Consider the following 25,630-nt stretch of genomic DNA (forward strand, 5'->3'; position numbering starts at 1 on the left):
GTAACCTCTGATGGCTAGACCAGAAGGGGCGAAACAAGACCCAGTCGTATAATACAGGCCCCGGGCAGCCGGGAATCCCCCCTGCCCCGGCCGCATCCCCGGCCACGGGGGGAGAGTGTGTCCGACAATGACAAAGACTGTTCGTAAACCCGAATCCCTTTCCCAAACCCCTGCTATCGACCCGCGCGAGGCCGCGCTGGCCCGCCATCTGGCCGAGGCGCAATTGCCCGGCGACGGCGATCTGGACGCCGATGGCCTGATCGCGGCGGCGCGCTTCCTGCTCTCCGCGGGGGGACGGCGCGAAAGGGCGCGCACTGCGCTCTCCATCGAAAATGTCGGGCGCGAGGGCGGTGGGCGCTTTATGCGCATCGCCATCGTTAACGAGGACATGCCTTTCCTCGTCGATTCGATCGCCACGACGATCTCGGCCCACGGGCTGGTGATCGACCGCCTGCTGCATCCGGTGGTGCCGGTGCTGCGCGACGGACGCGGTGAGATTACCGAGATCCCCGAGGATCATGGCCCGGGCATTCCGCGCGAATCGATGATCTATCTGGAAACCGCGCGGGCGGACGCGCGCACGCGCTCGGCCATTTCAGCGGCGCTGGGCGTAACGCTGGGCGATGTGCGCGCCGCGGTGGGCGACTGGGGCGCGATTCAGCGCGCGATGGTCGATGATGCCGACACCTTGAACGCGATGGACCGGAACGAGGGCGCGGCCCTGCTGCGCTGGTTCAACGATGGGATGCTGACGCAACTGGGCCATGTGATCCGGCGGCGCGACGGCACGCAGACCGGCGCGCTGGGCATTTGCCGGAAAAGCACATGGGAATTGCTCTCCTCTCCCGCCTATGCCCGCTGCTTTGCCTGGTTCGACCAGTTTCTGGCGCGGGGCGGCGCGGGGCGCCTGCCGCTGATCGTCAAATCGAACCGGATCGCCCATGTGCATCGCCGTGTGCCTCTCGACCTGTTCATTCTGCCGGTGATCGAGAATGGCAAGCTGGCCGCGCTTTCGGTCCATGCCGGCGTATGGACCAGCGCCGCGCTGGCCACCGCGCCGGGGCAGGTGCCGCTGATGCGCGCGCAACTCTCCGCGCTGCTGGAAAAGCACGAGTTCAGCTCCAACGGTCATGCGGGCAAGGTGCTGACCCATGCGATGACCAGCCTGCCCCATGACCTGCTGATAGCCTTTGGCGATGCGGATATGGAGCGCGTGGCGCTGGCGCTGATGAGCCTGATCGACCGGCCGCGCCCGCGCATCGCGCTGGTCTGCGCGCCGCTGGAAAGACACATTCACGCCTTCGTCTGGCTGCCGCGCGATGCGGTGGCCACCGAGGTCCGCCACGAAATCGCCCAGATGCTGAGCGAGGCCACGCAGGGCCATGTGATCGACTGGAGCCTTGAGGTCGAGGGATCGAATCTGGCCCAGTTGCGCTTCACCCTCTCGGTGGACGAAAGCCACGAGGCCTGTCCCGAACCCGATGAGGCGGCATTGGATGCCCGCCTGCGCGCGATGCTGCGCGGATGGGGCGATGCGGTCGAGGCCGAGATCGCCCGCACCGAGGAACCGGGCCGCGCCGCCGCCATCGCCGCGCGTTATGCCGGGGCCTTCCCCATCGCCTATCGCAACACCTATGGCGCCGCCGAGGCCGCGCAGGACATCGCCCATCTGCGCCGGATCGCCGCCGCCCCCGATGACGAGGCCCATCAGCGCGGCGTCCGCCTCTATCGCCTGCCGGGCGACGAGGAAGGGCAATTGCGCCTCAAGCTCTATCAGCGTCACGGTTCGCTGGTCCTGTCCGATGTCGTGCCCGCGCTGGAAAATTTCGGCTTCCGCGTGATCGACACGATCCCCACCGCCCTGGGATCGGGCGATGGTTCGCTGGGTTCAATCCACGATTTCGTGCTGAGCTTGCGCGGCGGTCAATCGCTGGGCGAGGTGCTGGGCCATGCGCCGATCATCGAGGATGCGTTGACCGCCATGCTGCATGGCGCGGGCGAGAATGACGGGTTCAACCGGCTGATCGTGGGCGTGGGCCTGTCCGCGCGAGAGGCCAACTGGCTGCGCGCCTTCTATCGCTATCTGCGGCAAACCGGCCTGTCCTATGGCATAGACACGGCGGTCGACGCGCTGCTGGGCGCGCCGATGGTCACGCTGGGTCTGGTCGATCTGCTGCGCGCGCGCCATCAGCCGGGCATCGAGGACCGCGACAAGGCCGAAGCGCTGGCCGAAGAATCGATCCGCGACGGGCTGGCGGGCGTGACGGCGATCAATCAGGACCGCCTGCTGCGCGCCTTCCGTGCGGTGGTCCATGCGTGCCTGCGCACCAACGCCTTTGTCGATGCAGGGCGCGAGGCGCTGGCCTTCAAATTCGATTCCGAACTGGTGCCGGGCCTGCCCAAGCCTGTGCCGTGGCGCGAAATCTTCGTCTATTCGCCGCGCGTCGAGGGCATCCACCTGCGCGCCGGGCCGGTGGCGCGCGGGGGCCTGCGCTGGTCCGACCGGCGCGACGATTTCCGCACCGAGGTGCTGGGCCTGATGAAGGCGCAGCGCGTCAAGAACGCCGTGATCGTGCCCACCGGGGCCAAGGGCGGTTTCTATCCCAAGCAATTGCCCGATCCGGCGCAAAACCGCGACGCATGGGCCAATGAAGGGCGCGAAAGCTACAAGCTCTTCATCCGCACGCTGCTCTCGCTCACCGACAATATCGTCGATGGCGCGGTGGTGCATCCGGCGGGCATGGTGGTGCGCGACGGCGAGGACCCCTATTTCGTGGTCGCCGCCGACAAGGGCACCGCGACCTTCTCCGACACGGCCAACGCATTGGCGGCGGAAAAGGACTTCTGGCTGGATGATGCCTTCGCCAGCGGCGGGTCGAAGGGCTATGACCACAAGGCGATGGGCATCACCGCGCGCGGGGCATGGATTTCGGTCCAGCGCCATTTCCGCGAAATGGGCGTGGATGTTCAGACCGACCCGGTCCGCGTGGTGGGCGTGGGCGATATGTCGGGCGATGTGTTCGGCAATGGGATGCTGTTGTCCAAGGCCATCCGGCTGGTGGCCGCCTTTGACCACCGACATATCTTTATCGACCCCGCGCCGGACGCGGAAAAATCGTGGGAAGAGCGCAACCGCCTCTTCGCCCTGCCCCGGTCGAGCTGGGACGATTATGACAAGAGCCTGATTTCGCAGGGCGGCGGCGTATTCCCCCGCACGCAGAAGTCGATCCCCCTTTCCCCCGAAATCTGCGAGGCCTTAGGCATCGAGGGCGACAGCATCGACCCCGACAGCCTGATGACCGCGATCCTCAAAGCGCCGGTCGATCTGCTCTGGTTCGGGGGCATCGGCACCTATGTAAAGGCCCCGCATGAGGCCCATGCCGATGTGGGCGATCCGGCCAATGATGCGATCCGGGTGAACGGCGCCGATGTGCGCGCCCGCGTGATCGGTGAAGGCGGCAATCTGGGCTGCACCCAGGCGGGGCGCATCGACTATGGCCTGCATGGCGCGCAGGGTGTGGGCGGGCGCGACAACCCGGACTTCATCGACAATTCGGCGGGCGTCGATTGCTCGGACAAAGAGGTCAACATCAAGATCGCGCTGGCCAGCGCCAAGCGTGCGGGCAGGCTGGACGAGGATGGCCGCGTGGCGCTGCTGTCCTCGATGACGGATGATGTGGCCGCCCTCGTGCTGGAGGATAACCGCCTGCAGGCGCTGGGCCTGTCCATCGCGGAAAGCGGCGGGGCGGCGGCGGTGCCCGGCTATGTCCGGTTGATCGAGGTGCTGGAGGATGGCGGCCATCTCGACCGCCGCACCGAGGGATTGGCGGACGCCGACACATTCCACCGCCGCGCCGAGGATGGTGCCGGTATCCAAGGGGGCTTTACCCGTCCCGAACTGGCTGTGCTGCTCTCCAGCGCCAAACTCGTGCTTCAGGATGCGCTGGAACGCTCGGGCGTGCTGGATGATCCGGGGTTGGAGGAAGACCTGCTGGCCGCCTTCCCGCCCGCCATGCGCGAGACATACCGCGAGGACATCCTGAACCACCGCCTGCGCCGGGAAATTCTGGCCACGCGTATCGCCAACCGGCTGGTCAACCGGATGGGCTTTATCCACCCCTTCGAACTGGCCGAAGAAGAAGGCGTGAGCCTTGCCGATGTGGCCGCCGCCTTCCTTGCCGCCGAAAGGCTGTTCGCCATGGGGCCGGTGTGGAACGATATCGAAAGCGGGCAGATGGAAGAACCCGCGCGCATCCTGCTGTTCGAACGCGCGGCGCATGCGCTGCGCGGGCATATGGCCGACCTGCTGCGCGCGGGCGCGGCGCAGGAATTTCCCTCGGTGCTGGCCCATGCGCTGGCCCCGGCGCTGGAGGAAATGGCGGGTGCGCTCGACGGCCTGCTGGTGTCCGAGGCGCGCAGCGGGTCGGCCCGCCTGCGCGCCGAACTCTCGGTGGCGGGGGCCAATGAGGCCGAATTGAGCAGCGTCGTGCGCCTGTTCGACCTTGACGGGGCGGTGGGCATCGCCGCGCTGGCCCATGGCGCCGGGCTGGAAGCCGTCTCGCTGGCCCGGGCCTTTACAAGCCTTGGCGCGGCGCTCGGCCTCGATTGGGCGCAGGCCACCGCCGCGCGCCTCTCGCCCTCCGATCCGTGGGAACGCCTGCTGGTCGGCGGCCTCGCGCGCGATTTCCAGCAGATGCGGCTCGACGCGCTGCGCCGCTGGAATGGCGGTGATCCCCAGGAAGCGGTCAATGGCTGGCTGGTCGCACAGACCGAAGGCGTGGCGCGTTTCTGCGGCATGATCGACCGGGCGCGCAAGGTCGTGCCCACCAGCCCCGCCCTGTTGGCGCAGATTGCCGGGCAGGCGCGGGGGTTGTTGATGCGGTAAAGAGGTAAAGGGCTGATGCGAGGGTCTAGACCCTCGCGCTCCCGTTAATGTCGGCGTTGCGGGTCGGGTTCGGCTGATGGGTGTCGGACGCGGCGTTGGAATATTGAGAGCCTGCGGCGCGGGAATGTCTGAACTCACCGCGCCGCAGGCTTTATTTCCATCCCAACCCCGCCAACCCAGCGCCACCCCATTATCGGGATTGTTAAGGGCCCCCGCCCTTAACCCGCCGGAGGCATAACTACCTCAACCGCCCCAAAGCCCACACCGCCGCCTCGGCCACCGCCTCATCCTCATCCCCCAACAAGGCCTCGACCGGAGCGATCAGCCCCGCATCCCCGCTGTTCCCCGCCGCATAGAGACAGTTGCGGACGAAGCGGTTGCGCCCGATCCGTTTTATGGGCGAGCCGGAAAAGAGCTGCCGAAACCCGGCATCGTCGAGCGCGAGGAGTTCACCGATCCGGGGCGCGACCAGTTCGGCGCGGGGCAGGAAGGCGCGATTGCGCGCGGCGGCATCGGCAAATTTGTTCCACGGGCAGACGGCGAGGCAATCGTCACAGCCATAGATTCGGTTGCCCAGCGCCGCGCGAAATTCCTCCGGGATCGGCCCTTTATGCTCGATGGTCAGGTAGGACACGCAGCGCCGCGCATCGAGTTGATAGGGCGCGGGAAAGGCGCCGGTGGGGCAGGAGTCCTGACAGGCGCGGCATGATCCGCAGCGGTCGCGGCCCTGCTTGTCCGGCTCAAAGGCCAGCGTGGTGTAAATCGCGCCGAGGAACAGCCATGAGCCATGTTCGCGGCTGACCACATTGGTGTGCTTGCCCTGCCATCCCAGCCCTGCGGCGGCGGCAAGGGGCTTTTCCATCACCGGGGCGGTGTCGACAAAGACCTTGACCCCGATCTCGCCCAATCCCGCCTTGGCCGCCGCATCGACCAGCCAGCGGGCCAGCGCCTTGAGCGCCTTTTTGACCACATCGTGATAATCGGTCCCCTGCGAATAGACCGAAATCCGCGCCCTGTCGCCCACCTCGGCCAACGCCAGCGGATCATGGGCGGGGGCATAACTCATGCCCAGCGCAATCACGCTTTGCGCCTCGGGCCACAGGCCTTGCGGGGATCGGCGGTGGTGCAGCCGGTCCGCCATCCAGCCCATCTGACCATAAGACCCGGCCTCCAGCCATTGTTCGAGGCGGGCCGCGCGCGCCTCATCCTCCTGCGCCGCCGCCACGCCAAACGCGGCAAAGCCCAGACGCGCCGCTTCTTCGCCCAAGGCTTTTTGCAGAGAGGGGATGGCATTGTTAAGCAAGGGAAGGCTAGATCCTGTTACGGGCATGACCCGGAGGCTTAGGGGAACCGCAAGTGCTGAGCAATGATTGGGCCATTGAGGCACGCGGCCTCGTCAAACGTTTTGACGGGTTCACCGCCGTCGATGGCGTCGATCTGTCCGTCCCGCAAGGGGCGATTTACGGCATCCTTGGCCCCAATGGCGCGGGCAAGACCACGACTTTGCGGATGCTTCAGGGGATCATCGACCCGGATTCGGGGGTGCGGCGCATTCTGGGAGCCGATCGCCCGCATGATGTGGCCCATCGCATCGGCTATCTGCCTGAAGAGCGCGGACTGTATCCCACGATGAAGACTTATGAGGCGATCGCCTTCATGGGCGCGCTGCGCGGCCTGCCTCTGGCCGAGGGGCGCAGGCGCGGCAAGGCGATGATGGAGGAGCACGGCCTTTCCTATGCCATCGACCGCCAGATCCGCCAGCTTTCCAAAGGCATGGCGCAGCAGGTGCAGATCCTCGGCACGCTGGTCCACAATCCCGATCTGGTGATCTTTGACGAGCCTTTCTCCGGCCTCGACGCGCTCAATCAGGGCAAGCTGGAAAAGATGATCCGCGCGCTGGCGGCGGGCGGGACCACGGTGATTTTCTCCACCCATGTCATCGCCCATGCCGAAAGACTGTGTGACGAAGTGGCGATCATCGCCGGGGGCCGGGTGCCCTTTGCCGGGCCGGTGGATGTGGCGCGCGATCGCATCCCGGCGCAGGTCCGCCTTGAAACCCGCCACGCCGATGGACCATGGCGCGCCGCTCTGCCGCCCGATGCGCGTCATGAAGGCGCCCTGTGGTCCTTCCCCCTGCCCGACACCGGGGTCGAGCCTTTGCTGCGCGCGCTGATCGAGGGCGAGGCGGGCATTCTCTCGCTCTCCATCGAGCGCGCGGGCCTGCATGACGCCTTCGTCGCCATTGCCGGCGAGGCCGCCGCCCGCGCCCTTGGCCAACCCACGCAGGAGGAGGCGGCATGATCCACAAAGGCCGCCTTTCCACGCTGGCGGGCGCGATGGTCGTCGCCCGGCGTGATTTCGTCGCTATCCTGTGGAGCCGCAGCTTCATCTTCTTCCTGCTCGGGCCTTTGTTTCCGCTATTCGTGGGCGCGATGGCGGGCAGCATCGGCGCCCATGTCGAAAATGCCGTCGATACGCCACAAATCGGCCTGATGATGGCGGGCGATGATATCGACGCCATGCTGACCGCGCGCCACGCGCTCGAACCGGCGCTGCGCGATGATCTGCCCGATCTGGTGGTGGTGGCGCGGCTGCATCCGGGCGAAAAAGCCGATCCGCGCGGAGCGCTGGCGGATAAAAGCATCAATGGCGGCAATCTCTCGGCCATCATCTCCGGCACGGCCAGGGCGCCGGTGCTGACCGGCACGCCGGGGCGTCTGGCCGCATGGCAGGGGCCGGTGGCGCTGATCGCGGCGCGGGCCACGGGCCATGGGCCGGATGTGCTGCCCGATGTCGCGCTGGCCCCCACGGCCACCTCGACCGCCGCGCAGGCGCATAATCGCGTGCTGACCGCGCAAGGTGGGCAGACCTTGCTGTTCCTGCTCACCATGCTGCTGGCGGGCATGGTGCTGTCCAATCTGATGGAGGAAAAGGGCAATAAGGTCATCGAGATACTCGCCGCAGCCATCCCGATGGAATCGGTGTTCTTCGGCAAGCTCTTCGCCATGCTGGCAATCAGCTTTGTCGGGATCGGGGTCTGGGCGGTGTCGGGGGCGGCGCTTTCGATGCTGGGCTGGGTGCATATTCCCGAACTGGTGACGCCTGCTCTTGGCTGGCCTTTGTTCATCGCGCTGGGGGTGGCCTATTTCGCCATGGCCTATCTGGTGCTGGGCTCGATCTTTCTGGCGATCGGCTCGATGGCCAATTCGGTGCGCGAGATCCAGACGCTGAACATGCCCGTGACGATGGGCCAGTTGATGGTGTTCTTCTTCGCCTCCTATGCGATGGCGCGCCCCGGATCAGGGATCGAGATCGCCGCCATGGTGGTGCCCTTCTCCTCGCCCTTTGCCATGCTGGCGCGCGCGGCGATGCAGGAAGGGCTGTGGCCGCATCTGGCCGCGCTGGGCTGGCAGGCGCTGTGGGTGGCGATCTTTGTGCGCGGCGGCGCGGCGCTGTTCCGCAAACGGGTGATGAAAAGCGGGCCGCAGGGGACGGGACAAAAACGGGGGCTGATCGCGGCGCTGATGGGCAAAAAGTGATAGCGGCACCGCCCCTCTTCCCCGGCCCTGACACCCTACGGCATACACTTTATGGGTGGCAGGGCCGGGGGAGAGGGCCGGTACCGCAGGAAAATCGCGGAGGGGATTTTCCACCCAACAAGGCAACTTGAAACTTTTCCCCTTTGCGCCACGTATAGGGGGAAAAGGGAGAAGTCTTATGCGCCCCACCCGCCGCCAATTGATGATCGGCCTTTCCGCCGCCGCCCTGTTCCCGGCGCGCGCTTGGGCCGCTTTCCCGCTGACCCTGCCCGATGCCGAATGGCGCAAACGGCTGACGCCCCAGCAATATAATGTGCTGCGCGGCAAGCAGACCGAATACCCCTTCACCTCGCCTTTGCTCAAAGAGCATCGCAAGGGCACCTTCGTCTGCGCGGCGGACAATCACCCGCTTTTCGCCTCTTTCACCAAATTCGATTCGGGCACAGGCTGGCCCAGCTTCTGGCGGCCGCTCGACGGCGCGGTGGGCACCAGCACCGATCACGAACTGGGCTATGCCCGCACCGAGGTCCATTGCGCGCAATGCGGGGGCCATCTGGGCCATGTGTTCGACGATGGGCCGCGCCCCACCGGGCTGCGCTACTGCATGAACGGGGCGGCGATGAAATTCACGCCCGCCTAGAGAACCCGCCAGATCCGCAGCCCCTCGCCATCGGCGGCCACGGGCGCCAGCCATGACGGCGCCCGCCCGGCCAGCAGATCCGCCGCCAGCCCATGCGGCGCCTCACGCGCATAGATCTGCGGCTCGCCCAGATCGGGGCAGAGCGCGACATAGGCGATATGGTTGGCCCGGATGATCGCGCGCGCCTGATCGGGCGGGGCAACAAAGGCGGCGATGGCATCATGCATCCCGCGCGCCCCGCGATGATGGCCGGTGGCCAGCACGCTGTCGTGGCTGCCCAGCAGCAGATCGGGTCCGATGTCGAGCGGGGCCAGAATGGTCCCCTGCGGCAGAGTGTTCAGCGCAGCGGCATGACGCCGCGCCTCGCAGGTCGAAACCCGCTGCGCTGTCGTGGTGGTCGGGCTGGACGCCTTATGCGGCACCATGCCCCAAACCGTGATCGGCGCGGATGGCACCATGGCCGCGACAATCCCCAGCACCGCGAGCCTTTGCCCGCGCCGCGCCGCGCTCAGCCATTCTCCCACCAGCCAGGCCAGCGGCACCGCCGAAAACGCCCCCGCCACCGCCCCTGCCCGCGTCACCAGCACGGCCACGCCCAGCGCCCCGCCAAGGATCAGCGTATATTCCTGCCACCACACGCGCTCCTCGCCCGCGCTGCGCTGGATCAGCCCAGCGCAAGCGAAAAGGGCGAACAAAGGCGGCACCACGGTCTGCAAGGCCGTCGCCCAATCTTGCCGCCATACCGGCAGCCCTTCGGCCACCTGTTGATACCATAGCCGCTGAACCAGCGGGTCGAGCATGTTGAAACTGCCCCCCCGGCATTGCGGTGCAAGACCGACATAGAGCGCCAAAGCCCCTGCGCCCGTGATGGCAAAGCCCACCAGCGCCGGGCCGCGCCACAGGCGCAAAACCACCGCAGCCCAGACGAACATGGCCAGATGCACCGGCGCAATCGCATCGCAATGCTGCGCCCAATCGCCCCAGCGCGTGGCCGCGAAACAGGCCAGCGACACAGCCGCCAGCCCGGTGGCAAAATGCGCCAGCCAATCGCGCGTCTCTCCCCCGCGCAGCCAGCGCCACGCGCCCAGCGCGCCAAACACCGCCGTCAGCGGCAAGCCTTCAAGGCTGATCGACAGGCCAATGGCCAGCGCCGCCCCCGAAACCCACCCGCCGATTCGCGCATGGCGCGTCATCAGCCCTTGCAGCGCCAGCATCGCGGCGGCCACCTGCCAGCCATGATGGTCGATCCGCATCGGCCTGATCTGCGTCACCACCGGCACCGACATGGCCAGCGTCAGGCAGGACAACGTCGCCGCCTCCGCCCCCAGCCTTTCCCACGCCACCCGCGCCACCAGCACCAGCACCATGGCCAGCGTCAGCATCGGTACGATCAGCAAGGCGGCCATTTCCGCCCCCGCCCCGCCCAGCAGGGGCCGCAAGGCCAGCACAACCATCGCCAGCGGCACATCGACAATCCGCGACCAATGCATCGCCACCCCGCCATGGGCCGGGTCGATCCGGTGCTGGGTCACGTCAAACCAGCCTTGTCCGCCCAGCCAGTCGCGCAATTCGACCAGCCGCAATGCATCATCGGGATCGGGGAAACGCCCCGCCGCGATTCCTCCCGCATTGGTCAGCAGCAAAAGCAAAACCACCAGCCCATAGGCCAGCGCCACCCGTTTCAGGAAATCGCGAAAGTCGCCCCTCATGCCGCCGCAAGCCGGGGTTTGAAGATTACCAGCGAGCGCAGCAGCCATGTGGCGATGAAACTGACCCCCACAGCGACAATTTTGGCGAGGCGCGGATCGAAACCGGCCCTTGTGCCCAGTCCCACAATCCCCACCGTCAGGCCCAGCCCGACCAGCGCCGAGCCCACAAAAAGCAACTTTTGCACCCAGCGCGCTGCGCCATCCGCCACCTCAAACACCGCCCGCGCGCAGAGCCACCAGTGCAGCCCAACCCCCAGCCCATAGGCCAGCGCCGAGGCCGGAGCCGCCATCACGCCAAGATGCAGCAGCAGCATAAAGCTGCCCATATCCGCCCCCAGCGCCACCACGCTGACCCCCAGATAGCGCAGCGCCCGCGCCCCCAAGAGGACAGGAATCAGGTCACGCATCAGGCCGCACGTTGCCTGTCATCAGCCAGCCTTTGCGGCACATCGCGGACAGAGGCCAGCGCGGCGGCCTGATCGGGCGTCGGGGTGGCGCTGGTCTGCGCTCCTTCATCGCCCGCCTCGTGATATTCGGCATCCTCATTCACGCGCCAGATGTCATAGATCCGCGCGCGCGCCTTGATATTTTCCACCGTCAGCATCGCGGTCATCATCGCATGATCCTGATTGTTGTATCGGTGCATCCCGTTGCGCCCCACCATATGCAGCGTGGGGAAACGCGACTCAAGATCGGCCCGCATCGCGGAGACATGGGCGGCATAGGTCTCGTCATAGACCGGATAGGCCTTTTCCTGACGCACTACCGATCCGCCGATCACCTGATCCGCGCGCACAAGGCCCAGAATCTCCATCTCACGCGTAGCCAGAGCAATCAGATCCTCATCGCTTTGCGACCACAGACCATCGCCCTCGAAACAGAAATATTCCAGCCCCACGCAGGCCACCCCGCTATCGGGCACCATTTCGGGCGACCAGCTGCGGAAATTCTGGATGCGGCCGACCTGAACCTTGGAATCATGGATATAGATCCAATTGTCCGGAAACAGATCGTCAGACCGGATCTTGAGCGCCACGGTCAGGAAGTCGCGGTATTTCAGCTCCATCGCCTCGGGCAGGGACACTGGCAGGGGATGGATGCGCCCCGCCAGTTCGCGCATCGGGGCGCTGGAAATGACATGGGCGGCGTGGATCACCGTTTCACCGCCACGATGACCGGCCGACACGCGCCATTGCCCGTCGGCGCCTTGCGAGAGTTGTTTCAGCGCATGGCCCATCAACACCTGTCCGCGCCCGCTGGCGATCACATGGTCGCGCGCCGCCTCCCACATCATGCCCGGCCCAAGGCGGGGATAGCGGAAACTTTCCAGCAGCGTCTTGGTCGCCATCCCGTCATTGGGGCGCTTATTGAGGCCCAAGGAGCGCTTCAGCCCATCGACCACCGCGCCCCACAGCGAAAGCCCCTTGATCCGCTGAGCGGCCCAATCGGCGCTCATCTCGTCGCAGGGCATGCCCCAGACCTTTTCGGTATAGGTCTTGAAGAAGATCGAGAACAGCTTCTGCCCGAACTGGTTGATGGTCCAGTCCTCGAAGGATTTGACACTCTTGCGCGGAAACGCTTTTGCCCGCGCGAAACTGGCCATACAGGCCGCGCTGCGCCAGATGCCCAGATTGCGCAAAGCCTCAAAGGCGCGCAGCGGATAGGAATAGAATTTGCCCTCGTAATAGATCCGGCTCATGCGCGGGCGCTGGATGAAATCATCGGGCAGGATCTCGTTCCACAGATCGACCACCGCCTGAGATTTGGAAAAGAAGCGGTGGCCGCCGATGTCAAAGCGATAGCCTTCATGCTCGACCGTGCGCGAAATGCCGCCGACATAGCGCTCATCCTTTTCGATGACCGCCACGCGAAACCCCGCCTTGGTGAGCAGATAGGCAGAGGTCAGCCCGGCCGGACCCGCGCCGATGATCGCCACATCGACCATCGCGGCCCTGCCGCTTTCATCCGCTGTCCTGCCCGCCTGTGGGCCGCCAAAGTCCATCTGATTCCCCAATTTCCATGCTCTTTCGGGGTGAAGGAAAATGGGAAACAAATCGTTAAGCAGCCTCTTCCAACCACGCAAATATGCCTATTTCCGGCGCGACGACCGACCGCGCAAGCGACCGCTGGCCATTTGCCGCGCGCTGGGGCAGGATGGAGACGGTTGGGTAATATAGGGCGGGTCGGATGGGGAATGATGCCGCGCCGGGGGGCCGATGGCTGCCGGCGTTGATGGTGGGGTGGGCGTTGGTGGTGGCGGGCCTGTGGCTGGCCGCGCCGCCCGCGCATCCCGAAATCACCGTGTTCTATCGCAAGCTGCAGGATCAATGGCTGCTGCTGGCGATGCTCTGGGCATGGGCCGGGGCGGGGCTGGCGGTGTGGCGCGGGCCGATCGCAAAACCTTGGCGGATCGGCGCGCGCGGGGTCTGGGCGCTGGCGGGGCTGGCCGCGTTGGCGGCGGCGGCGGGGCATTATCTGGTGCTTTCGGGCTATGATCTGAGCCGCGACGAGCAGATGGTCAGTTTCGACGCCGCGATCTATCGCGCCGGGCGACTGGCATGGCCGGTGCCGGTGGAATGGCGCGGCGATATTCCTGCGCTCAACACCTTGTTCATGATGCCGCTGGCGCGCCCTGCAGCATGGGTGTCGACCTATCTGCCGGGCAATGCGATGCTGGAGGCGCTGCTGGGCCCGATCAAGACGCCCTTGTTGATGGCGGTCTCGGTGCTGGCGCTCTGGCGCGTGGGGCGGCGGTTGCTGGGGCCGGATCAGGACGCGCTGGCGGTGATGATGGCGCTGTTCCTGCTTTCCGGTCAGGTGCTGTTTTCGGCTATGAGCCGCTTTGCCATGCCCTCCCATCTGGCCTTCAATCTGGTCTGGCTGTGGTTGTTCCTGCGCGATACGCGGCGCTGCGATCTGGCGGCGCTGGCGGTGGGCTTTGCGGCCACGGGGCTGCACCAACCGCTGTTTCATCCGATGTTCGTAGCGCCATGGCTGGCGCTCCTGCTATGGGAAAGGCGCTGGGGGCGGCTTGCGCTGTTTGTCGGGGGCTATCTGGCGGCGGGTCTGTTCTGGCTTTGGTGGCCGCATCTGACGCTCGATGCGGTGCGCGGGCCGGATTCGGTGCTGGTCGAGGCGGGCAGCGACTATGTCTCGCGCCTGATGGAAACGCTGGCCCAGAACAGCGACAATGGCACGCTGATGGCAGCCAATCTGCTGCGCATGGTGGCTTGGACGCATCCCGCGCTCTGGGTGCTGGCAGCGATTGGCACATGGGCGGGGCGGCGCGACGGGCGGGTGCTGGCGCTGCTGGGCGGGGCGGTGATCGTGGTCGCGGTGATGGGGCTGATCCTGCCCTATCAGGGCCATGGCTTTGGCTATCGCTATCTGCACCCGATGCTGGGCAATGTGGCGCTGCTGGGCGCGATGGGCTGGCAAAGTCTGGGGATGGCGTGGCGCGACCGGCTGCGCGGGGGGCTGGTGGCGCTTTCGGCGCTGACCCTGCTGGTGCTGATCCCGATGCAGGGGTGGTTTGCCCATCGCCTCTATGGCGCCTTTGCCGATGCCAGCGCGAAGATCGACACGGTCCATGCCGATTACGTCATCATCGGCAATTATGACGCGCCGCTGGCGCTCGATCTGGGCATCAACCGGCCCGATCTGTCGAACCGCCCGCTGCGGCTGATCGAATATGGTCAGGACGATCTGGAGGATATGGCGCCGCGCCTGTGCGCCCATGGCGAGACGGTGGCCCTGCCCGCGCGCAGCTTTTATTTCGGCATCGGCCGCGCGCTCAACATGATGCCCGGCCGCACCACCGAGCGCCGCCGCGATTGGCACACGCAGGAATTTTCCGATGCCGGATGCAAGGTGATCAGCCTGCCATAAGCCCCATAATCGCGCGCGCCATCGCGGCCCATGAATAGCGCCCCGCCGCCCATGCCGCCATTTGCGCGCGTTCGGGCAGGGTCAGGCAGGGCGCATCCAGCATCGCGACCACGCGCGCCGCGCTGCCGTCCGGATCGCTCAGATCGACGGGCACGCCGCGCAGGAATTGCCCCGCCTCGGGGTCGGCCCGGTCGGTAGGCGCGCCGCAGATCACCGGCAGACCGCAGGCCATCGCCTCCTGAATGACCAGCGGATAGCCCTCACCCACGCTGGGCAGCAGCAGGCAATCGGCGCTGCGATAAAGTGCGGCCAATTGCGCAGGCTTCTGCGGCCCCAGATCATGAACATTGGCCAGCCCCCATGAGGCCGGCCGGATCGGCCCCGCACCCGCCAGCAGAAAGCTGATATCCGGGCGCATCGCCGCCGCCGCGCGCAGGATCGACAGGCCTTTCTTCTCAACAAAGCGTCCCACGAACAGCACCCGCCTCTTGCCCTCAGGCAAGCGCTGCGCCGCCGGGCCGATGTGCGTAAAAACTTCGCCATCCACCCCATTGAACAACAAGGCGTAATCGCGCCGCGCCGGATCGCCGATCAAATCGCGCCGCACCGTATCGGAAATAAACACCAACCGGTCCGCCGCCCACAGCATCGGCCGCGTCACCATCGCATTGGCCAACCCCATCACCCACCGCATCACGCTTGAGGCAAAGGGAATGCCCGCAATATGCTGGATCAAGACCACCCGCCGCCCGCGCATCCGGGCCATCACCAGCGCCAGGATCGAGGTCACATACAATGCATCATGCACCACCACCGCATCACAGCGCCCCACCGCGCGCCACAGCGCCGCCATCCCCCCCGGCCCCGGAATCGGCATGGGCAGGCCCGTCAGCTTTTCCGTCGGGTTCACGCAAGGCAGCGCAAGGGCGGGAATATCCACCGGCGCCCTGTCCTGCGCGCTGGCGGCCCATGTCAGCTCCGCCCCCTGCGCGATCATCTGTCGCGACAGGTGGCCCGCCACGCGCTCTATCCCGCCAAGGTGGCTTTCGAAGAAATGGCTGACCATGAGGATGTGCATGGGGTTGCCTTAATGGTTTTGCCTCCGGCGGGCAAAGGGACTTGTCCCTTTGCAATCCCGTTACTGTCAGTGTTGCGTAATGAGTTTTACCTTTGGTGTCGGACGCGGCCTTGGAGTTTCTAAAGCCTGCGGCGCCAATCAGCCCCATCTTGCCGCGCCGCAGGCTATAAAACCATCATCCCATTCACACCCCCAGCCAACCTGGCGCGACCCCATTAACGGGATTGCAAAGGGCCCCCGCCCTTTGCCCGCCGGAGGCAAACCCTACTTCCGAACAATCGCCCACCGCGACAGCAGGAAATTCATCCCCACCATCAGGCACGAGGCCAAAGGCGCAGCATAGACCATCGCCAGCCCCACCGGCCCGCGCAACACCCATGTCACGCCAAGGGCCAGCGGCGTGTTGGTGCTCATGGCAAGGGCATAGCGGCCATAGCGGCCAAGGCTCATCGTTTCACGAAAGGTCAGATGGGAGTGGAGCGCATAGCCGACGAGGGAAACGAGGACGAAGGACAAAGCAAAGCCCACGCTGGAGATAGCCAGCGGCCCCTGCCCTCGCATCGCCCAGTCTGTGCCGATCATCACGCCATTATGCAGGGCAAGGCATGTGGCCGCGACAAAACCATAGGCCAGCCCGGTTCGTAAGCTCATACCGCGACATGCGCCCGGACGAGATAGACACAGGCATTGTCATCGCGCATGGCCGCAGGCGTGACCGCATCCTCGACCACCGCGCGCGCATTCATCACCACCGCCAGCGCGCCCGCGATGATCGGCCCGACCACCGGCACTTTCTTCAGCACAAAGGCAAAGGCGGTCAGCCGGATCATCGTCGTGGTGGCCAGGGGTCCGCAGATCGAGTGCATTTCCTCGGTCACGATCCCGCGCGTTTGCAGATCCAGCACAAGGCCCGTGCGGGTCCAGCGGCGATGGTCCTCGGGATGGGGGTGATAGAACCAACTGCCATGGGTGGACAGGATCAGCGTGCCGCCCGGTTTCAGCAAACGGCGGATTTCGGCGCAATAGGCGTCCAGATCGGGCACATGCTCGAACACCTGTGCGGAAAGGATCGCATCCACGCTGTGATCCGGCAAAGGCACGCGCCCGTCCGGCCCGATCGGCAGCTTGCCCTTGGCCACGGCGTCCGCGTCAATATCGGCCGGGCGATAATCCAGCCCCAGCCCGCGCAGCAGCGAAGCATAGGGCATATCCCCGCACCCCAGATCGACGATGGACGCGCCCTTGGGCAAACGGCCCGCCTGCTCGCGGATCAGTTTCGACAAAGGCGCCAGTTGCAACCAGTCAGTATGCCACATCGAGGGCGAAACGCGGCGCGAATCATGCATCACAGATCTTCCTCACCCGGCACAAAGGCCGCATCATGGCCCGCGATGATCGCCAGCAAAAACCCGCCCAGCGCGGTCTGCACCCCGATGGCGCCCGCCGCCGCCGCCACCACCAGCGGCAGCACCGAGGGCAGCGGCAGATAGCCCCCCGCCCGCCAGTTAATGCCGATCACCGCCAGCGCCGCGCCCGAAAACACCATCAGCCCCAGCCCCAGCACCAGCGCATGTTCGAGCGTCAATATCGGGCTGAACCGGTCAAACCAGCTGTTGAGATCGCGATAGCCGGTGCGCACGCCATAGAAATGCGTGGCCATGGCCATGATCGCGGCAAAATGGCCCACCGTCAGCAGAAACCCGGCCATGATCGTCCAGCCTGCGCCCACCACCGGATTGCCCGCCAGCCAGCCCATGTCAAAGCCCATCGCCACCGCCAGAATCGCCACCGCCGCCAGCATCGCGATCAGCGCGGGCACACCGAACACACATGTGGGGCTGAGCATCAGCAGATAGCGCAAATGCCGCCAGCCATCGCGCCATGGGCGCAGATGCGGCGCCCGGTCGCGCAGATCAGGTTGCAGCTTGGCCGGCACCTGTTCGATATGCAGCCCGCGCAGGGACGCCTTGATCACCATCTCGCTGGCAAATTCCATGCCGGTCGAGGAGAGCGCGCATTCCATAAACGCGCGCTTGGTGATCGCGCGGATGCCGCAATGGGCGTCATCAATCCCGCTGCGATAAAACAGGTTCAAAATGCCCGTCAGTACCGGATTGCCGATATAGCGGTTTTTCCATGGCATCGCGCCCTTGGCGATGCCCCCGGCAAAGCGCGACCCCATGCACAGATCCGCGCCATCGACCAATTGGCCGATCATCGCCACGCCATCGTTGAAATCATACGAGCCATCCGCGTCGCCCATCAGCAGGAAACGCCCATGGCCCCCTTCGCACCCCCCGATCAGCGCCGCGCCATAGCCGCGCCGGGGCACCGCCACCACGCGCGCGCCCTGCGCCGTGGCATAGGCCTGCGACCCATCCGTGCTGCCATTGTCGGCGATCACGATCTCGCTGCGCAGCCCATAGGCCACCTCGATCCGGTGGGCGGCTTCCTTGGCATTGGCAATGCAATGCGGCAGGCTCTGAATCTCATTGAGACAGGGCATGATGATCGAAACATCCACCCCCCGGTCCGTTACTGGAGCACCCGCCACCGGGCCGCCTGCTTGCTCGTTCACCGCATCACCCCGACCCTTATGCGCATCTGCGCTGGTACGGACGGCGGGACTCGAACCCGCACGAGCAAAGCTCAAGGGATTTTAAGTCCCTGGCGTCTACCATTCCGCCACGTCCGCAAGGCAGGACCACGGCTCTGGCAGATCGGCGGGCAAACGGCAAGGGGGCCAAGATCACCCGCCCATTCGACAAAATAAAAAGCGCAGGCACGCCCCCCGGCCGCCTGCGCCTTTTACATCCCTGTGCGGTTACGCTGTCTCAGACGTTGAGACGCGCGCGCATTTCCTTGCCCGGCTTGAAGAAGGGCACCTTCTTGCCCGGCACGTCCACCGCCTCGCCGGTGCGCGGGTTGCGCCCCTTGCGCGGATCGCGTTCGCGCGTCGAAAAAGCGCCAAAGCCGCGCAATTCCACCCGGCCGCCATCGGCCAGACGCTGGGCGATTTCATCAAAAAACACATCCACGATGCGTTCCACATCGTCGGTGCGCAATTCAGGATTGGCCTTTGCCAGTGCCTGCAACAGTTCAGATCTGATCATGAACAAACCCCCTCTGGGCCGCGGTCCCATTCCAATGGCCCGACCGTTCAAACAACCTCTCTCCGGCGCGAGTCTTTTTGCCCGGCTCGGAAGGGTTTATGTACAGAACTTCAAGACTTTGTACAATAGCGCCCCTAGGTGCAATACGGTAAGGCGCCTTTGGCCAGCGATGATCCCGGCGCGGCGCGTCAGGCCAAAGGAACGCTATCGTCCAGCAGGTCATTAACGCGCAGGCCCAGCCGGGCGATCCGCGCCATCACCTCGGGCCATTCATTCTGCAAAAACCGTTTTTTTTCAGCAGCAAGAAGCCATTCGCGCGCGCCGGGCGCAACAATCATGCCCACCCCGCGCTGCACCTCGACCAGGCCATCAAGCTGAAATTGCTGATAAGCCTTGGCCACGGTCAGCGGATTTGCCCCCTGCTCGGCCGCCAGCGCGCGCACCGAAGGCAGCATCGCCCCTTCGGGATAGGTGCCGTCGATGATGGCTGCGGCGATCATGTCGCGCAGCTTGAGATAGACCGGGCGGGTGCTGGCTGTCATGGCGCATCACTGCCATAATACAGCGCCTCACACAAGCGCGACCATCGCAGACAACGGGCAACTTGGCGCTTTCCTTTGCTTACTTCGATGTTAATTTGCGGCCCCATGACCACACCTTCCGACGCGGCCCAAACCCCCGCCACCGGCCCCACATGGATGGGCCACCCGCGCCCGCTGGCCCGCCTGTTCGCCATCGAGATGTGGGAACGTTTTGGCTATTACGGCATGCGCGCGCTGCTCATGCTCTATCTGACCAAACACTTCCTGTTGGGCGACCGGGTCTCGGCGGGGATCTATGGCGGCTATACCGCGCTGGTGTATCTGACGCCGCTGATCGGGGGGCTGCTGGCGGATCAGTATCTGGGGTCGAAACGGGCGGTCAAATTCGGCGCGCTGATTATGGCGGCGGGCTATTTCGCGCTGGCGCTGGGGGGCTCTCCGGCGCGGCCATGGGCCGAATATGACGGCGTGCGCCACCCCATCGAGGTCGCCCATTTCCGCGACGGGCCGACCAGCGCGGCCAATGAAACCCGCGCCGTGATCGACCATGGCCGCCCCCTGCTCATCAAGGGGCAGGAGGACGGCAGCATCGACCTGATCGCGCCCGACGGATCAGTGGCGCGCCATCTGGCCCCGGGCGTGCTGCACGAAGGCGCGGACCGCGACGAGCTGCGTCTGGCCATCACGCTGATGGCGCTCTCGGCGGTGGCGGTGGGCAATGGCTTTTTCAAACCCAATATCGCCACCATCGTCGGCCTGCTCTATGCCGATGGCGACCAGCGGCGCGATGCCGGTTTCAGCATCTTCTATATGGGCATCAACCTTGGCTCGTGGCTGGGCCAGATGGCCTGCCCCATTCTGGCCGATCATTTCGGCTGGGGGGCGGGGCTGGGCTCGGCCGGGGCGGTGATGCTGATCGCATGGGCGATGATGCATTACAGCCAGCGCAGCCTTGGCGGCTTTGGCGAGCCACCCGCGGTGGCAGGGCGCGATCCGGCACTGTGGATTTATCCGGCGGCGATACTGGCGATCCCGGCCTGCTATTTCCTGTTCACCAATCTGATGCATGCCCCTGCTCCTGCGCCGGGCGCGGGTTTTGTCGGCTATCTGATGGGCCTGCCTGTCATGGGCAAATTGCTCTGCGCCACCTTTGGCATCAGCCTGCCCGCGATCCTGATCTGGTCCTGGCGCGCGGGCAGCCGGGCCGAATTCGAGATGATGCTGGCCGCGATCATCCTGATGGTGTTCAACACCGTGTTCTGGAGCCTGTTCGAACAGGCGGGATCGTCGTTAACGCTGTTTGCCGACCGCAATGTGGACCGCTCGGTGTTTGGCTGGTTCGAAATGTCGGCCCCCGCCACCCAGCAGTTCAACGCCATCGGCATCATCACGCTGGCCCCGGTGATGGGGGCCTTGTGGTCGGTGCTGGCCCGGCGCGGGTGGGAGCCTTCGATTCCCGTCAAGTTCAGCATGGGGCTGATCGGCGTGGGCGCGGGCTTCCTGTTCCTCGTGCTGGGCACGCATTTTGCCGGGGCCGATTACCGGGTCGGGCTGGGCTGGCTGGCGGGGCTGTACCTCATTCATTCGGTGGCCGAATTGTGCATTTCGCCCGTCGGCATGTCGATGATCACCAAACTGTCCATCGCCCGCGTGGTCGGGCTGATGATGGGGGCGTGGTATCTCTCGCTGGCCATGGGGCAATATGGCGCGGGATTGCTGGCGCAAATGGCAACAGTCGAAACCGTGGGCGGACAGGTCACCAATCTGAAGCTCAGCCTCGATACCTATGTCGGCGTGTTTACCCAGATCGGGATGGTGACCATCGGCGTGGGATTGGTGCTGCTGGTGCTGTCGGCGCCGATCCGGCGGTTGATGCATGGAGTGAGCTAAAATGGATCAGGCGTTTTCATGGCTGCTGACCGGGGCGATGGCCTTTGTCGGATCGCATCTGCTGATGTCGCACCCATGGCGCGCGGGGCTTTTGGCGCGGCTAGGCGAGAAGGGCTTTATGGGGCTCTACTCGATGGTGTCCTTTGCCACGCTGGGCTGGACGATTGCCGCCTTTCGCAGCGTCGGGCCGGGCGGCGCGCCGCTCTGGGACGGCACGGGCGAAGCGCTCTGGATCATCGCCAGCCTGCTCTCGCTGATCGGTATCACGCTGCTGCTGGGGTCTTTGCACGGCAATCCTGCCATGCCTCAAGTGCCGGGCGAGAAAATCGCCGCCGCGCGGGCCTCTGGCGTCTTTGCCGTCACTCGCCACCCGATGATGTGGGGCATCGCGCTCTGGGCGCTGGCGCATGTTCTGGTGGCCCCCGCGCCGCGCGTCATCGTGCTGATGGTGGCCATGGGTGCGCTGGCCCTGATCGGCGCGCGGCTGCAGGATGGGAAAAAGGCCCTGCTGCTGGGTGCGGCATGGGAAAGCTGGAGCGGGCAGACATCCTATTGGCCGCGTTTGGCCGGGCTGGGTCGGATTTCGCCTCTGCTCTGGGGGATCGGGATCGTGGTCTGGTTGGGGGCCACGTTTGGGCATGTGCATGCCAATCATGTGTTGGCGGGTGTGTGGCGGTGGGTCTTGTGAGGTTTATGCCTCCGGCGGGCAAAGGGCGGGGGCCCTTTGCAATCCCGTTACTGTCGGCGTGGCGCTAAGAGTTCGGCATCAGGTATCGGACGCAGCGTTGGGATTTTTAAGCCTGCGGCGCCAATCAGCGCAACCCAGCCGCGCCGCAGGCTTTCAAACCCATCACGCGACGCCGCAAACCTCACACCACCCCATTAATGGGATTGCAAAGGGACGAGTCCCTTTGCCCGCCGGAGGCACCCTACCTCCCCTCACTCCACCCCCGAAGAACACTCCCCACACATCCCGCGCAATTCCACCACCGGCCGCACATCGGCAAACCCGGCCTCACGCGCGGCCTGAATCAGCGCCCCGGTCAAACGGTCGTCGTCGATATGCACCGCCTTTCCGCATCCATCGCAGATGAGGAAGATGCAGTCGTGGCGGCAACCGGGGTGGGGGTTGGCGATATAGGCGTTGGCGCTTTCGACACGCCGGGCCAGATTCGTCCGCACGAACAGGTCGAGGATGCGATAGACGCTGTTGGCGGCCACGCGCTTGTCGCGCGCTTTGGAGACGGCCTCGGCGATGTCATAGGCGCTGGCGGGCTTGGCGCGTCCGGCAAGGGCGTCGAACACATCGCCGCGCATTTCAGTCCATTGCTCGCCTGCGGTTTCCAGCGCGTTGCGGGCGGCGATGACAAGGCCCTCGCCGCTATATTCGCGGTGGCGGGGATGTTCGTGGACGTGATCGTGGGTAGCGCTCATGAGGCGCTTATAGCCCAAATCAGTTGCGGGTGAAATCAGCCTTATATTCGCCGGGAAACATCTGTTTGAGCGCGGCCACTTTGGGCACATCCCAATAGGCGATATAGGGGTGGGTGGGGTTGAGGACCGCGAAATCCTGATGGTATTTTTCGGCCGGATAGAATTGGCGCAGGGGTTCGATTTTGCTGGCGATGCGGCCATGCCACAGGCCCGATGCGGCAATCTGGGCCAGATAGGCGCGGGCGGCCTTGTCCTGCTCCGGCCCGATGGGGATCAGCGCGCTGCGATATTGCGGGCCGATGTCGGGGCCTTGGCCATTGGCCTGCGTGGGGTCGATGATGACCGAGAAGAAAATGCGCAGCAGCTCGTCATAGCGCACCTGCGCCGGGTCATAGGTGACGTGCACCGCTTCGGCATGGCCGGTGTTGCCTTGGCCCACATCGTCATAATGCGCGGTATTGGCCGCCCCGCCGTGATAGCCCGAGACCGCGCTGGTCACGCCCTTCACATGGCTGAACACTGCCTCGACGCCCCAAAAGCAGCCGCCGGCAAACACCGCCTGTTTCAGGCCGGGCGTTTCCTGCGCCGGGGCGCTGGCCACCGGGGCCGCTATTGTGTGCGTATTGGCCGCATCGGCGTTCTGGCACGCCGCAAGCGCTATTGCGAAAGGCAGGGCAAAGAGGAAGCCCCGCGCCATGCTACTGGCTCGCGTGGGCCGGGGCGGCGATCGCCTGCCCCACAAGGCCGGTCAGGCCACCGGGACCGGCGGACATCACAGCAACAATCAGAGCGCCCCCCAGCGCAAAGCCAATAGCGAAAGAGCGAAACAAATCGCGGTTCAAGAGGCGCATCAGAATAGTCCGGGAAATTGACTGTCGGTCAGCCAGATGGGGATGATTCCCGATTTGTCTAGACCATCCCACCTGAACCCTGCGCAACACCGCGACCAAATGAGGGCTGTTTGCGACGAAATGCTGCAACGCAACGGTGCGTTGCAGCATTTCGTCAGATCAAGCTCTTAATGGCGGAAATGGCGCATGCCGGTAAAGACCATGGCAAGGCCCGCTTCATCGGCAGCCTTGATGACTTCATCGTCGCGCATGCTGCCGCCCGGCTGGATCACCATGGTCGCACCCGCTTCCACCGCGGCCAGCAGGCCGTCGGCAAAGGGGAAGAACGCATCGGAAGCCACCGCGCTGCCCTTGGTGCGCGTTTCGGCAAAACCGTGGGTTTCAGCCGCTTCGGCGGCCTTGGCGGCGGCGATGCGGCTCGAATCGCGGCGGTTCATCTGGCCGGCGCCGATCCCCGCGGTCACGCCTTCCTTGGCATAGACGATGGCGTTCGACTTCACGTGCTTGGCCACGGTCCAGGCGAACAGCGCGTCCTGCAATTCCTGCTCGCTGGGCTGGCGCTGGGTCACGACCTTGAGGTCATCAAGGCTGATGGCGCCATTGTCGCGGTTCTGAACCAGCAGGCCGCCCGCAATCGGCTTGGCGATCAGGCCGCCGCGCTTCGCATCGGGGATTTCACCGATCAGCAGCAGGCGCAGGTTCTTCTTCTTGGCAAACACCGCCTTGGCGTCGTCATTGGCGTCGGGCGCCACGACCACTTCGGTGAAGATGCCGCTGATCGCCTCGGCGGTCGGGCCGTCGAGCGGGCGATTGACAGCGATGATGCCGCCAAAGGCCGAAACGCTGTCGCACTTGAACGCCGCCTCATAGGCCTCGACCAGCGTTGCCGCCGTGGCGACGCCGCAGGGGTTGGCATGCTTGACGATCACCACGGTCGGCTCGGCATCCTTGAATTCGGCCAGCAGTTCGAGCGCGGCGTCGGCGTCGTTGTAATTGTTGTAGCTCAGCTCCTTGCCCTGCACCTGCACGGCCTGGGCCAGACCCTTTTCCTTGGCGCCATGCGGAATGTAGAGCGCGGCGGCCTGATGCGGGTTTTCGCCATAGCGCAGTTCCGACACGCGCGCGCCGGTGATGGCAATGGTTTCAGGGAAAGTCTCGCCCTGATCGACAGTGGCGAACCACTGGCTGATCGCGCCGTCATAGGCGGCGGTCAGCGCATAGGCCTTGGCGGCGAACTTGCGGCGCTGGGCCAGCGTGGTTTCGCCATTGGCCACGATGGCATAATCGGCCGGATCGGTGACGATGGCGACGAAATCGTGGTTCTTGGCCGCGCTGCGCACCATGCTGGGGCCGCCGATGTCGATGTTCTCGATGATCTCTTCGCGCGTGCCGCCCTTCGCCACCGTCTGAACGAAGGGATAGAGGTTGACCACCACCAGATCGATCGCGCCGATCTCATGCTCGTTCATGCTGGCCACATGCTCGGCATTGTCGCGCACGGCCAGCAGGCCGCCGTGAACCTTGGGGTGCAGCGTCTTGACGCGGCCGTCCATCATTTCAGGAAAACCCGTCAGCTCGGAAATGTCCTTCACATCCAGCCCGGCATCGCGCAGCGCCTTGGCCGTGCCGCCGGTCGAAACCAGCTCGACACCCTTGGCGGCCAGCGCCTTGCCCAGATCAACAAGGCCCGTCTTGTCCGAAACAGAGAGCAAAGCCCGGCGAATGGTGACAGTGTCAGTCATGGGTGGAGTCGTCCTGTGAAGATGCGTGTTTGGCGCGGCCCATAAGGATTTTGGCGGTTTTTGGAAGGGTGAAGGGGGTTTCAGGGGAAAGAAAATGCGAGGGACTCGTCCCTCGCGCTCCCGTTAATGTCTTCGTTGCGCCACGGGTTCGGCGGCAAGTGTCGGACGCGGCGTTGGAATTTTGAAAGCCTGCGGCGTCTTTAGCCCAACCTAGCCGCGCCGCAGGCTTTGAATTTATCATCCGCAACGCCGCGATCTTGCCACCACCCCATTAACGGGATTGCAAAGGGACCGAGTCCCTTTGCCCGCCGGAGGCATA

21 protein-coding genes and 1 tRNA gene are annotated in these 25,630 nt (G+C 65.2%); 7 read left to right on the forward strand and 15 right to left on the reverse strand.

Annotated elements, in window-relative coordinates; genetic code table 11:
• Positions 1-127: 127 nt before the first annotated feature.
• Entirely contained in the window at positions 128-4,885 is a 4,758-nt protein-coding gene (locus GGR38_RS06565; RefSeq protein WP_183623852.1) for an NAD-glutamate dehydrogenase domain-containing protein, read from the forward strand.
• Positions 4,886-5,123: 238 nt separating this feature from the next.
• On the opposite strand, the gene queG is transcribed toward GGR38_RS06565, so the two are convergent.
• A complete protein-coding gene (gene queG, locus GGR38_RS06570; RefSeq protein WP_246404285.1) occupies positions 5,124-6,188 on the reverse strand; it encodes a tRNA epoxyqueuosine(34) reductase QueG in 1,065 nt (354 codons plus the stop codon).
• 53 nt (positions 6,189-6,241) lie between these two features.
• Here queG and GGR38_RS06575 point away from each other — a divergent pair, with 53 nt between their 5' ends.
• From GGR38_RS06575 to msrB, 3 genes are all read left to right on the forward strand, one after another.
• Entirely contained in the window at positions 6,242-7,186 is a 945-nt protein-coding gene (locus tag GGR38_RS06575) for an ATP-binding cassette domain-containing protein (RefSeq protein WP_183623856.1), read from the forward strand.
• On the forward strand, positions 7,183-8,424 hold the full coding sequence (locus GGR38_RS06580) for an ABC transporter permease (protein ID WP_183623858.1): 1,242 nt from the start codon (positions 7,183-7,185) through the stop codon (positions 8,422-8,424). Before GGR38_RS06575 ends, GGR38_RS06580 begins: the two co-directional genes overlap by 4 nt.
• Positions 8,425-8,626: 202 nt before the next feature.
• On the forward strand, positions 8,627-9,064 hold the full coding sequence (gene msrB, locus GGR38_RS06585) for a peptide-methionine (R)-S-oxide reductase MsrB (RefSeq protein WP_246404306.1): 438 nt from the start codon (positions 8,627-8,629) through the stop codon (positions 9,062-9,064).
• Here the strand turns inward: msrB and GGR38_RS06590 are convergent.
• The 3 genes from GGR38_RS06590 to GGR38_RS06600 are packed head-to-tail and all read right to left on the reverse strand — an operon-like array spanning position 9,061 to position 12,775.
• On the reverse strand, positions 9,061-10,773 hold the full coding sequence (locus GGR38_RS06590) for a hypothetical protein (RefSeq protein ID WP_183623862.1): 1,713 nt from the start codon (positions 10,771-10,773) through the stop codon (positions 9,061-9,063). The genes msrB and GGR38_RS06590 overlap by 4 nt on opposite strands.
• A complete protein-coding gene (locus GGR38_RS06595) occupies positions 10,770-11,180 on the reverse strand; it encodes a GtrA family protein (protein ID WP_183623863.1) in 411 nt (136 codons plus the stop codon). The genes GGR38_RS06590 and GGR38_RS06595 overlap by 4 nt, the downstream gene beginning before the upstream one ends.
• Positions 11,180-12,775 (reverse strand): NAD(P)/FAD-dependent oxidoreductase, encoded by a 1,596-nt coding sequence (locus GGR38_RS06600; protein ID WP_246404287.1) that lies wholly within the window; start codon positions 12,773-12,775, stop codon positions 11,180-11,182. Before GGR38_RS06600 ends, GGR38_RS06595 begins: the two co-directional genes overlap by 1 nt.
• A 185-nt stretch (positions 12,776-12,960) precedes the next feature.
• On the opposite strand from GGR38_RS06600, the gene GGR38_RS06605 reads away from it, so the two are divergent.
• On the forward strand, positions 12,961-14,661 hold the full coding sequence (locus tag GGR38_RS06605) for a hypothetical protein (protein WP_183623864.1): 1,701 nt from the start codon (positions 12,961-12,963) through the stop codon (positions 14,659-14,661).
• Here GGR38_RS06605 and GGR38_RS06610 read toward each other — a convergent pair.
• From GGR38_RS06610 to GGR38_RS06640, 7 genes are all read right to left on the reverse strand, one after another.
• Complete coding sequence (locus GGR38_RS06610; protein WP_183623865.1) at positions 14,648-15,739, reverse strand: glycosyltransferase family 4 protein; 1,092 nt, start codon at positions 15,737-15,739, stop codon at positions 14,648-14,650. The genes GGR38_RS06605 and GGR38_RS06610 overlap by 14 nt on opposite strands.
• Positions 15,740-16,003: 264 nt before the next feature.
• A complete protein-coding gene (locus GGR38_RS06615) occupies positions 16,004-16,390 on the reverse strand; it encodes a GtrA family protein (protein ID WP_183623866.1) in 387 nt (128 codons plus the stop codon).
• A complete protein-coding gene (locus GGR38_RS06620) occupies positions 16,387-17,085 on the reverse strand; it encodes a class I SAM-dependent methyltransferase (protein ID WP_183623867.1) in 699 nt (232 codons plus the stop codon). The genes GGR38_RS06615 and GGR38_RS06620 overlap by 4 nt, the downstream gene beginning before the upstream one ends.
• Positions 17,085-18,317, reverse strand: coding sequence for a glycosyltransferase (locus GGR38_RS06625; RefSeq protein ID WP_183623868.1), 1,233 nt, complete (start codon positions 18,315-18,317; stop codon positions 17,085-17,087). The genes GGR38_RS06620 and GGR38_RS06625 overlap by 1 nt, the downstream gene beginning before the upstream one ends.
• A 32-nt stretch (positions 18,318-18,349) precedes the next feature.
• Positions 18,350-18,434 (reverse strand) — tRNA-Leu (locus GGR38_RS06630).
• A gap of 139 nt (positions 18,435-18,573) precedes the next feature.
• Complete coding sequence (locus tag GGR38_RS06635) at positions 18,574-18,852, reverse strand: integration host factor subunit beta (protein ID WP_172342343.1); 279 nt, start codon at positions 18,850-18,852, stop codon at positions 18,574-18,576.
• Positions 18,853-19,040: 188 nt separating this feature from the next.
• Positions 19,041-19,394, reverse strand: a complete 354-nt coding sequence (locus tag GGR38_RS06640; RefSeq protein WP_172342344.1) for a GntR family transcriptional regulator — start codon at positions 19,392-19,394, stop codon at positions 19,041-19,043.
• Positions 19,395-19,499: 105 nt separating this feature from the next.
• Between GGR38_RS06640 and GGR38_RS06645 the strand changes: the two genes are divergently transcribed.
• Positions 19,500-21,284, forward strand: a complete 1,785-nt coding sequence (locus GGR38_RS06645; RefSeq protein WP_183623870.1) for a peptide MFS transporter — start codon at positions 19,500-19,502, stop codon at positions 21,282-21,284.
• A gap of 1 nt (position 21,285) precedes the next feature.
• Positions 21,286-21,972 (forward strand): NnrU family protein, encoded by a 687-nt coding sequence (locus tag GGR38_RS06650; RefSeq protein ID WP_183623872.1) that lies wholly within the window; start codon positions 21,286-21,288, stop codon positions 21,970-21,972.
• 251 nt (positions 21,973-22,223) lie between these two features.
• On the opposite strand, the gene GGR38_RS06655 is transcribed toward GGR38_RS06650, so the two are convergent.
• The 4 genes from GGR38_RS06655 to purH are packed head-to-tail and all read right to left on the reverse strand — an operon-like array spanning position 22,224 to position 25,311.
• Positions 22,224-22,718 (reverse strand): Fur family transcriptional regulator, encoded by a 495-nt coding sequence (locus GGR38_RS06655; RefSeq protein WP_183623874.1) that lies wholly within the window; start codon positions 22,716-22,718, stop codon positions 22,224-22,226.
• Positions 22,719-22,737: 19 nt separating this feature from the next.
• On the reverse strand, positions 22,738-23,415 hold the full coding sequence (msrA, locus tag GGR38_RS06660) for a peptide-methionine (S)-S-oxide reductase MsrA (protein ID WP_183623876.1): 678 nt from the start codon (positions 23,413-23,415) through the stop codon (positions 22,738-22,740).
• Position 23,416: 1 nt separating this feature from the next.
• Positions 23,417-23,719 carry a hypothetical protein gene (locus tag GGR38_RS06665; protein WP_183623878.1) on the reverse strand — a complete coding sequence of 101 codons (303 nt, stop codon included), beginning with the start codon at positions 23,717-23,719 and terminating at the stop codon, positions 23,417-23,419.
• Between the two features lie 17 nt (positions 23,720-23,736).
• The gene (gene purH, locus GGR38_RS06670) at positions 23,737-25,311 is read right to left on the reverse strand and encodes a bifunctional phosphoribosylaminoimidazolecarboxamide formyltransferase/IMP cyclohydrolase (protein ID WP_183623880.1); all 1,575 of its coding nucleotides are present in this window, start codon (positions 25,309-25,311) and stop codon (positions 23,737-23,739) included.
• Positions 25,312-25,630: the final 319 nt, after the last annotated feature.

Origin of the sequence: Novosphingobium sediminicola (genome assembly GCF_014196525.1) — a bacterium.
Classification (GTDB): domain Bacteria; phylum Pseudomonadota; class Alphaproteobacteria; order Sphingomonadales; family Sphingomonadaceae; genus Novosphingobium; species Novosphingobium sediminicola.

What these genes read in the sequence shown, in the direction of transcription:
- GGR38_RS06565 (WP_183623852.1), top strand. Translation starts at nt 128, where the DNA reads ATGACAAAGACTGTTCGTAAACCCGAATCCCTTTCCCAAACCCCTGCT.
- GGR38_RS06580 (WP_183623858.1), top strand. Translation starts at nt 7,183, where the DNA reads ATGATCCACAAAGGCCGCCTTTCCACGCTGGCGGGCGCGATGGTCGTC.
- msrB (WP_246404306.1), top strand. Translation starts at nt 8,627, where the DNA reads ATGATCGGCCTTTCCGCCGCCGCCCTGTTCCCGGCGCGCGCTTGGGCC.
- GGR38_RS06590 (WP_183623862.1), bottom strand. Translation starts at nt 10,773, where the DNA reads ATGAGGGGCGACTTTCGCGATTTCCTGAAACGGGTGGCGCTGGCCTAT.
- GGR38_RS06595 (WP_183623863.1), bottom strand. Translation starts at nt 11,180, where the DNA reads ATGCGTGACCTGATTCCTGTCCTCTTGGGGGCGCGGGCGCTGCGCTAT.
- GGR38_RS06600 (WP_246404287.1), bottom strand. Translation starts at nt 12,775, where the DNA reads ATGGACTTTGGCGGCCCACAGGCGGGCAGGACAGCGGATGAAAGCGGC.
- GGR38_RS06605 (WP_183623864.1), top strand. Translation starts at nt 12,961, where the DNA reads ATGGGGAATGATGCCGCGCCGGGGGGCCGATGGCTGCCGGCGTTGATG.
- GGR38_RS06610 (WP_183623865.1), bottom strand. Translation starts at nt 15,739, where the DNA reads ATGCACATCCTCATGGTCAGCCATTTCTTCGAAAGCCACCTTGGCGGG.
- GGR38_RS06615 (WP_183623866.1), bottom strand. Translation starts at nt 16,390, where the DNA reads ATGAGCTTACGAACCGGGCTGGCCTATGGTTTTGTCGCGGCCACATGC.
- GGR38_RS06620 (WP_183623867.1), bottom strand. Translation starts at nt 17,085, where the DNA reads ATGCATGATTCGCGCCGCGTTTCGCCCTCGATGTGGCATACTGACTGG.
- GGR38_RS06635 (WP_172342343.1), bottom strand. Translation starts at nt 18,852, where the DNA reads ATGATCAGATCTGAACTGTTGCAGGCACTGGCAAAGGCCAATCCTGAA.
- GGR38_RS06640 (WP_172342344.1), bottom strand. Translation starts at nt 19,394, where the DNA reads ATGACAGCCAGCACCCGCCCGGTCTATCTCAAGCTGCGCGACATGATC.
- GGR38_RS06645 (WP_183623870.1), top strand. Translation starts at nt 19,500, where the DNA reads ATGACCACACCTTCCGACGCGGCCCAAACCCCCGCCACCGGCCCCACA.
- GGR38_RS06650 (WP_183623872.1), top strand. Translation starts at nt 21,286, where the DNA reads ATGGATCAGGCGTTTTCATGGCTGCTGACCGGGGCGATGGCCTTTGTC.
- GGR38_RS06655 (WP_183623874.1), bottom strand. Translation starts at nt 22,718, where the DNA reads ATGAGCGCTACCCACGATCACGTCCACGAACATCCCCGCCACCGCGAA.
- msrA (WP_183623876.1), bottom strand. Translation starts at nt 23,415, where the DNA reads ATGGCGCGGGGCTTCCTCTTTGCCCTGCCTTTCGCAATAGCGCTTGCG.
- GGR38_RS06665 (WP_183623878.1), bottom strand. Translation starts at nt 23,719, where the DNA reads ATGCTGCAACGCACCGTTGCGTTGCAGCATTTCGTCGCAAACAGCCCT.
- purH (WP_183623880.1), bottom strand. Translation starts at nt 25,311, where the DNA reads ATGACTGACACTGTCACCATTCGCCGGGCTTTGCTCTCTGTTTCGGAC.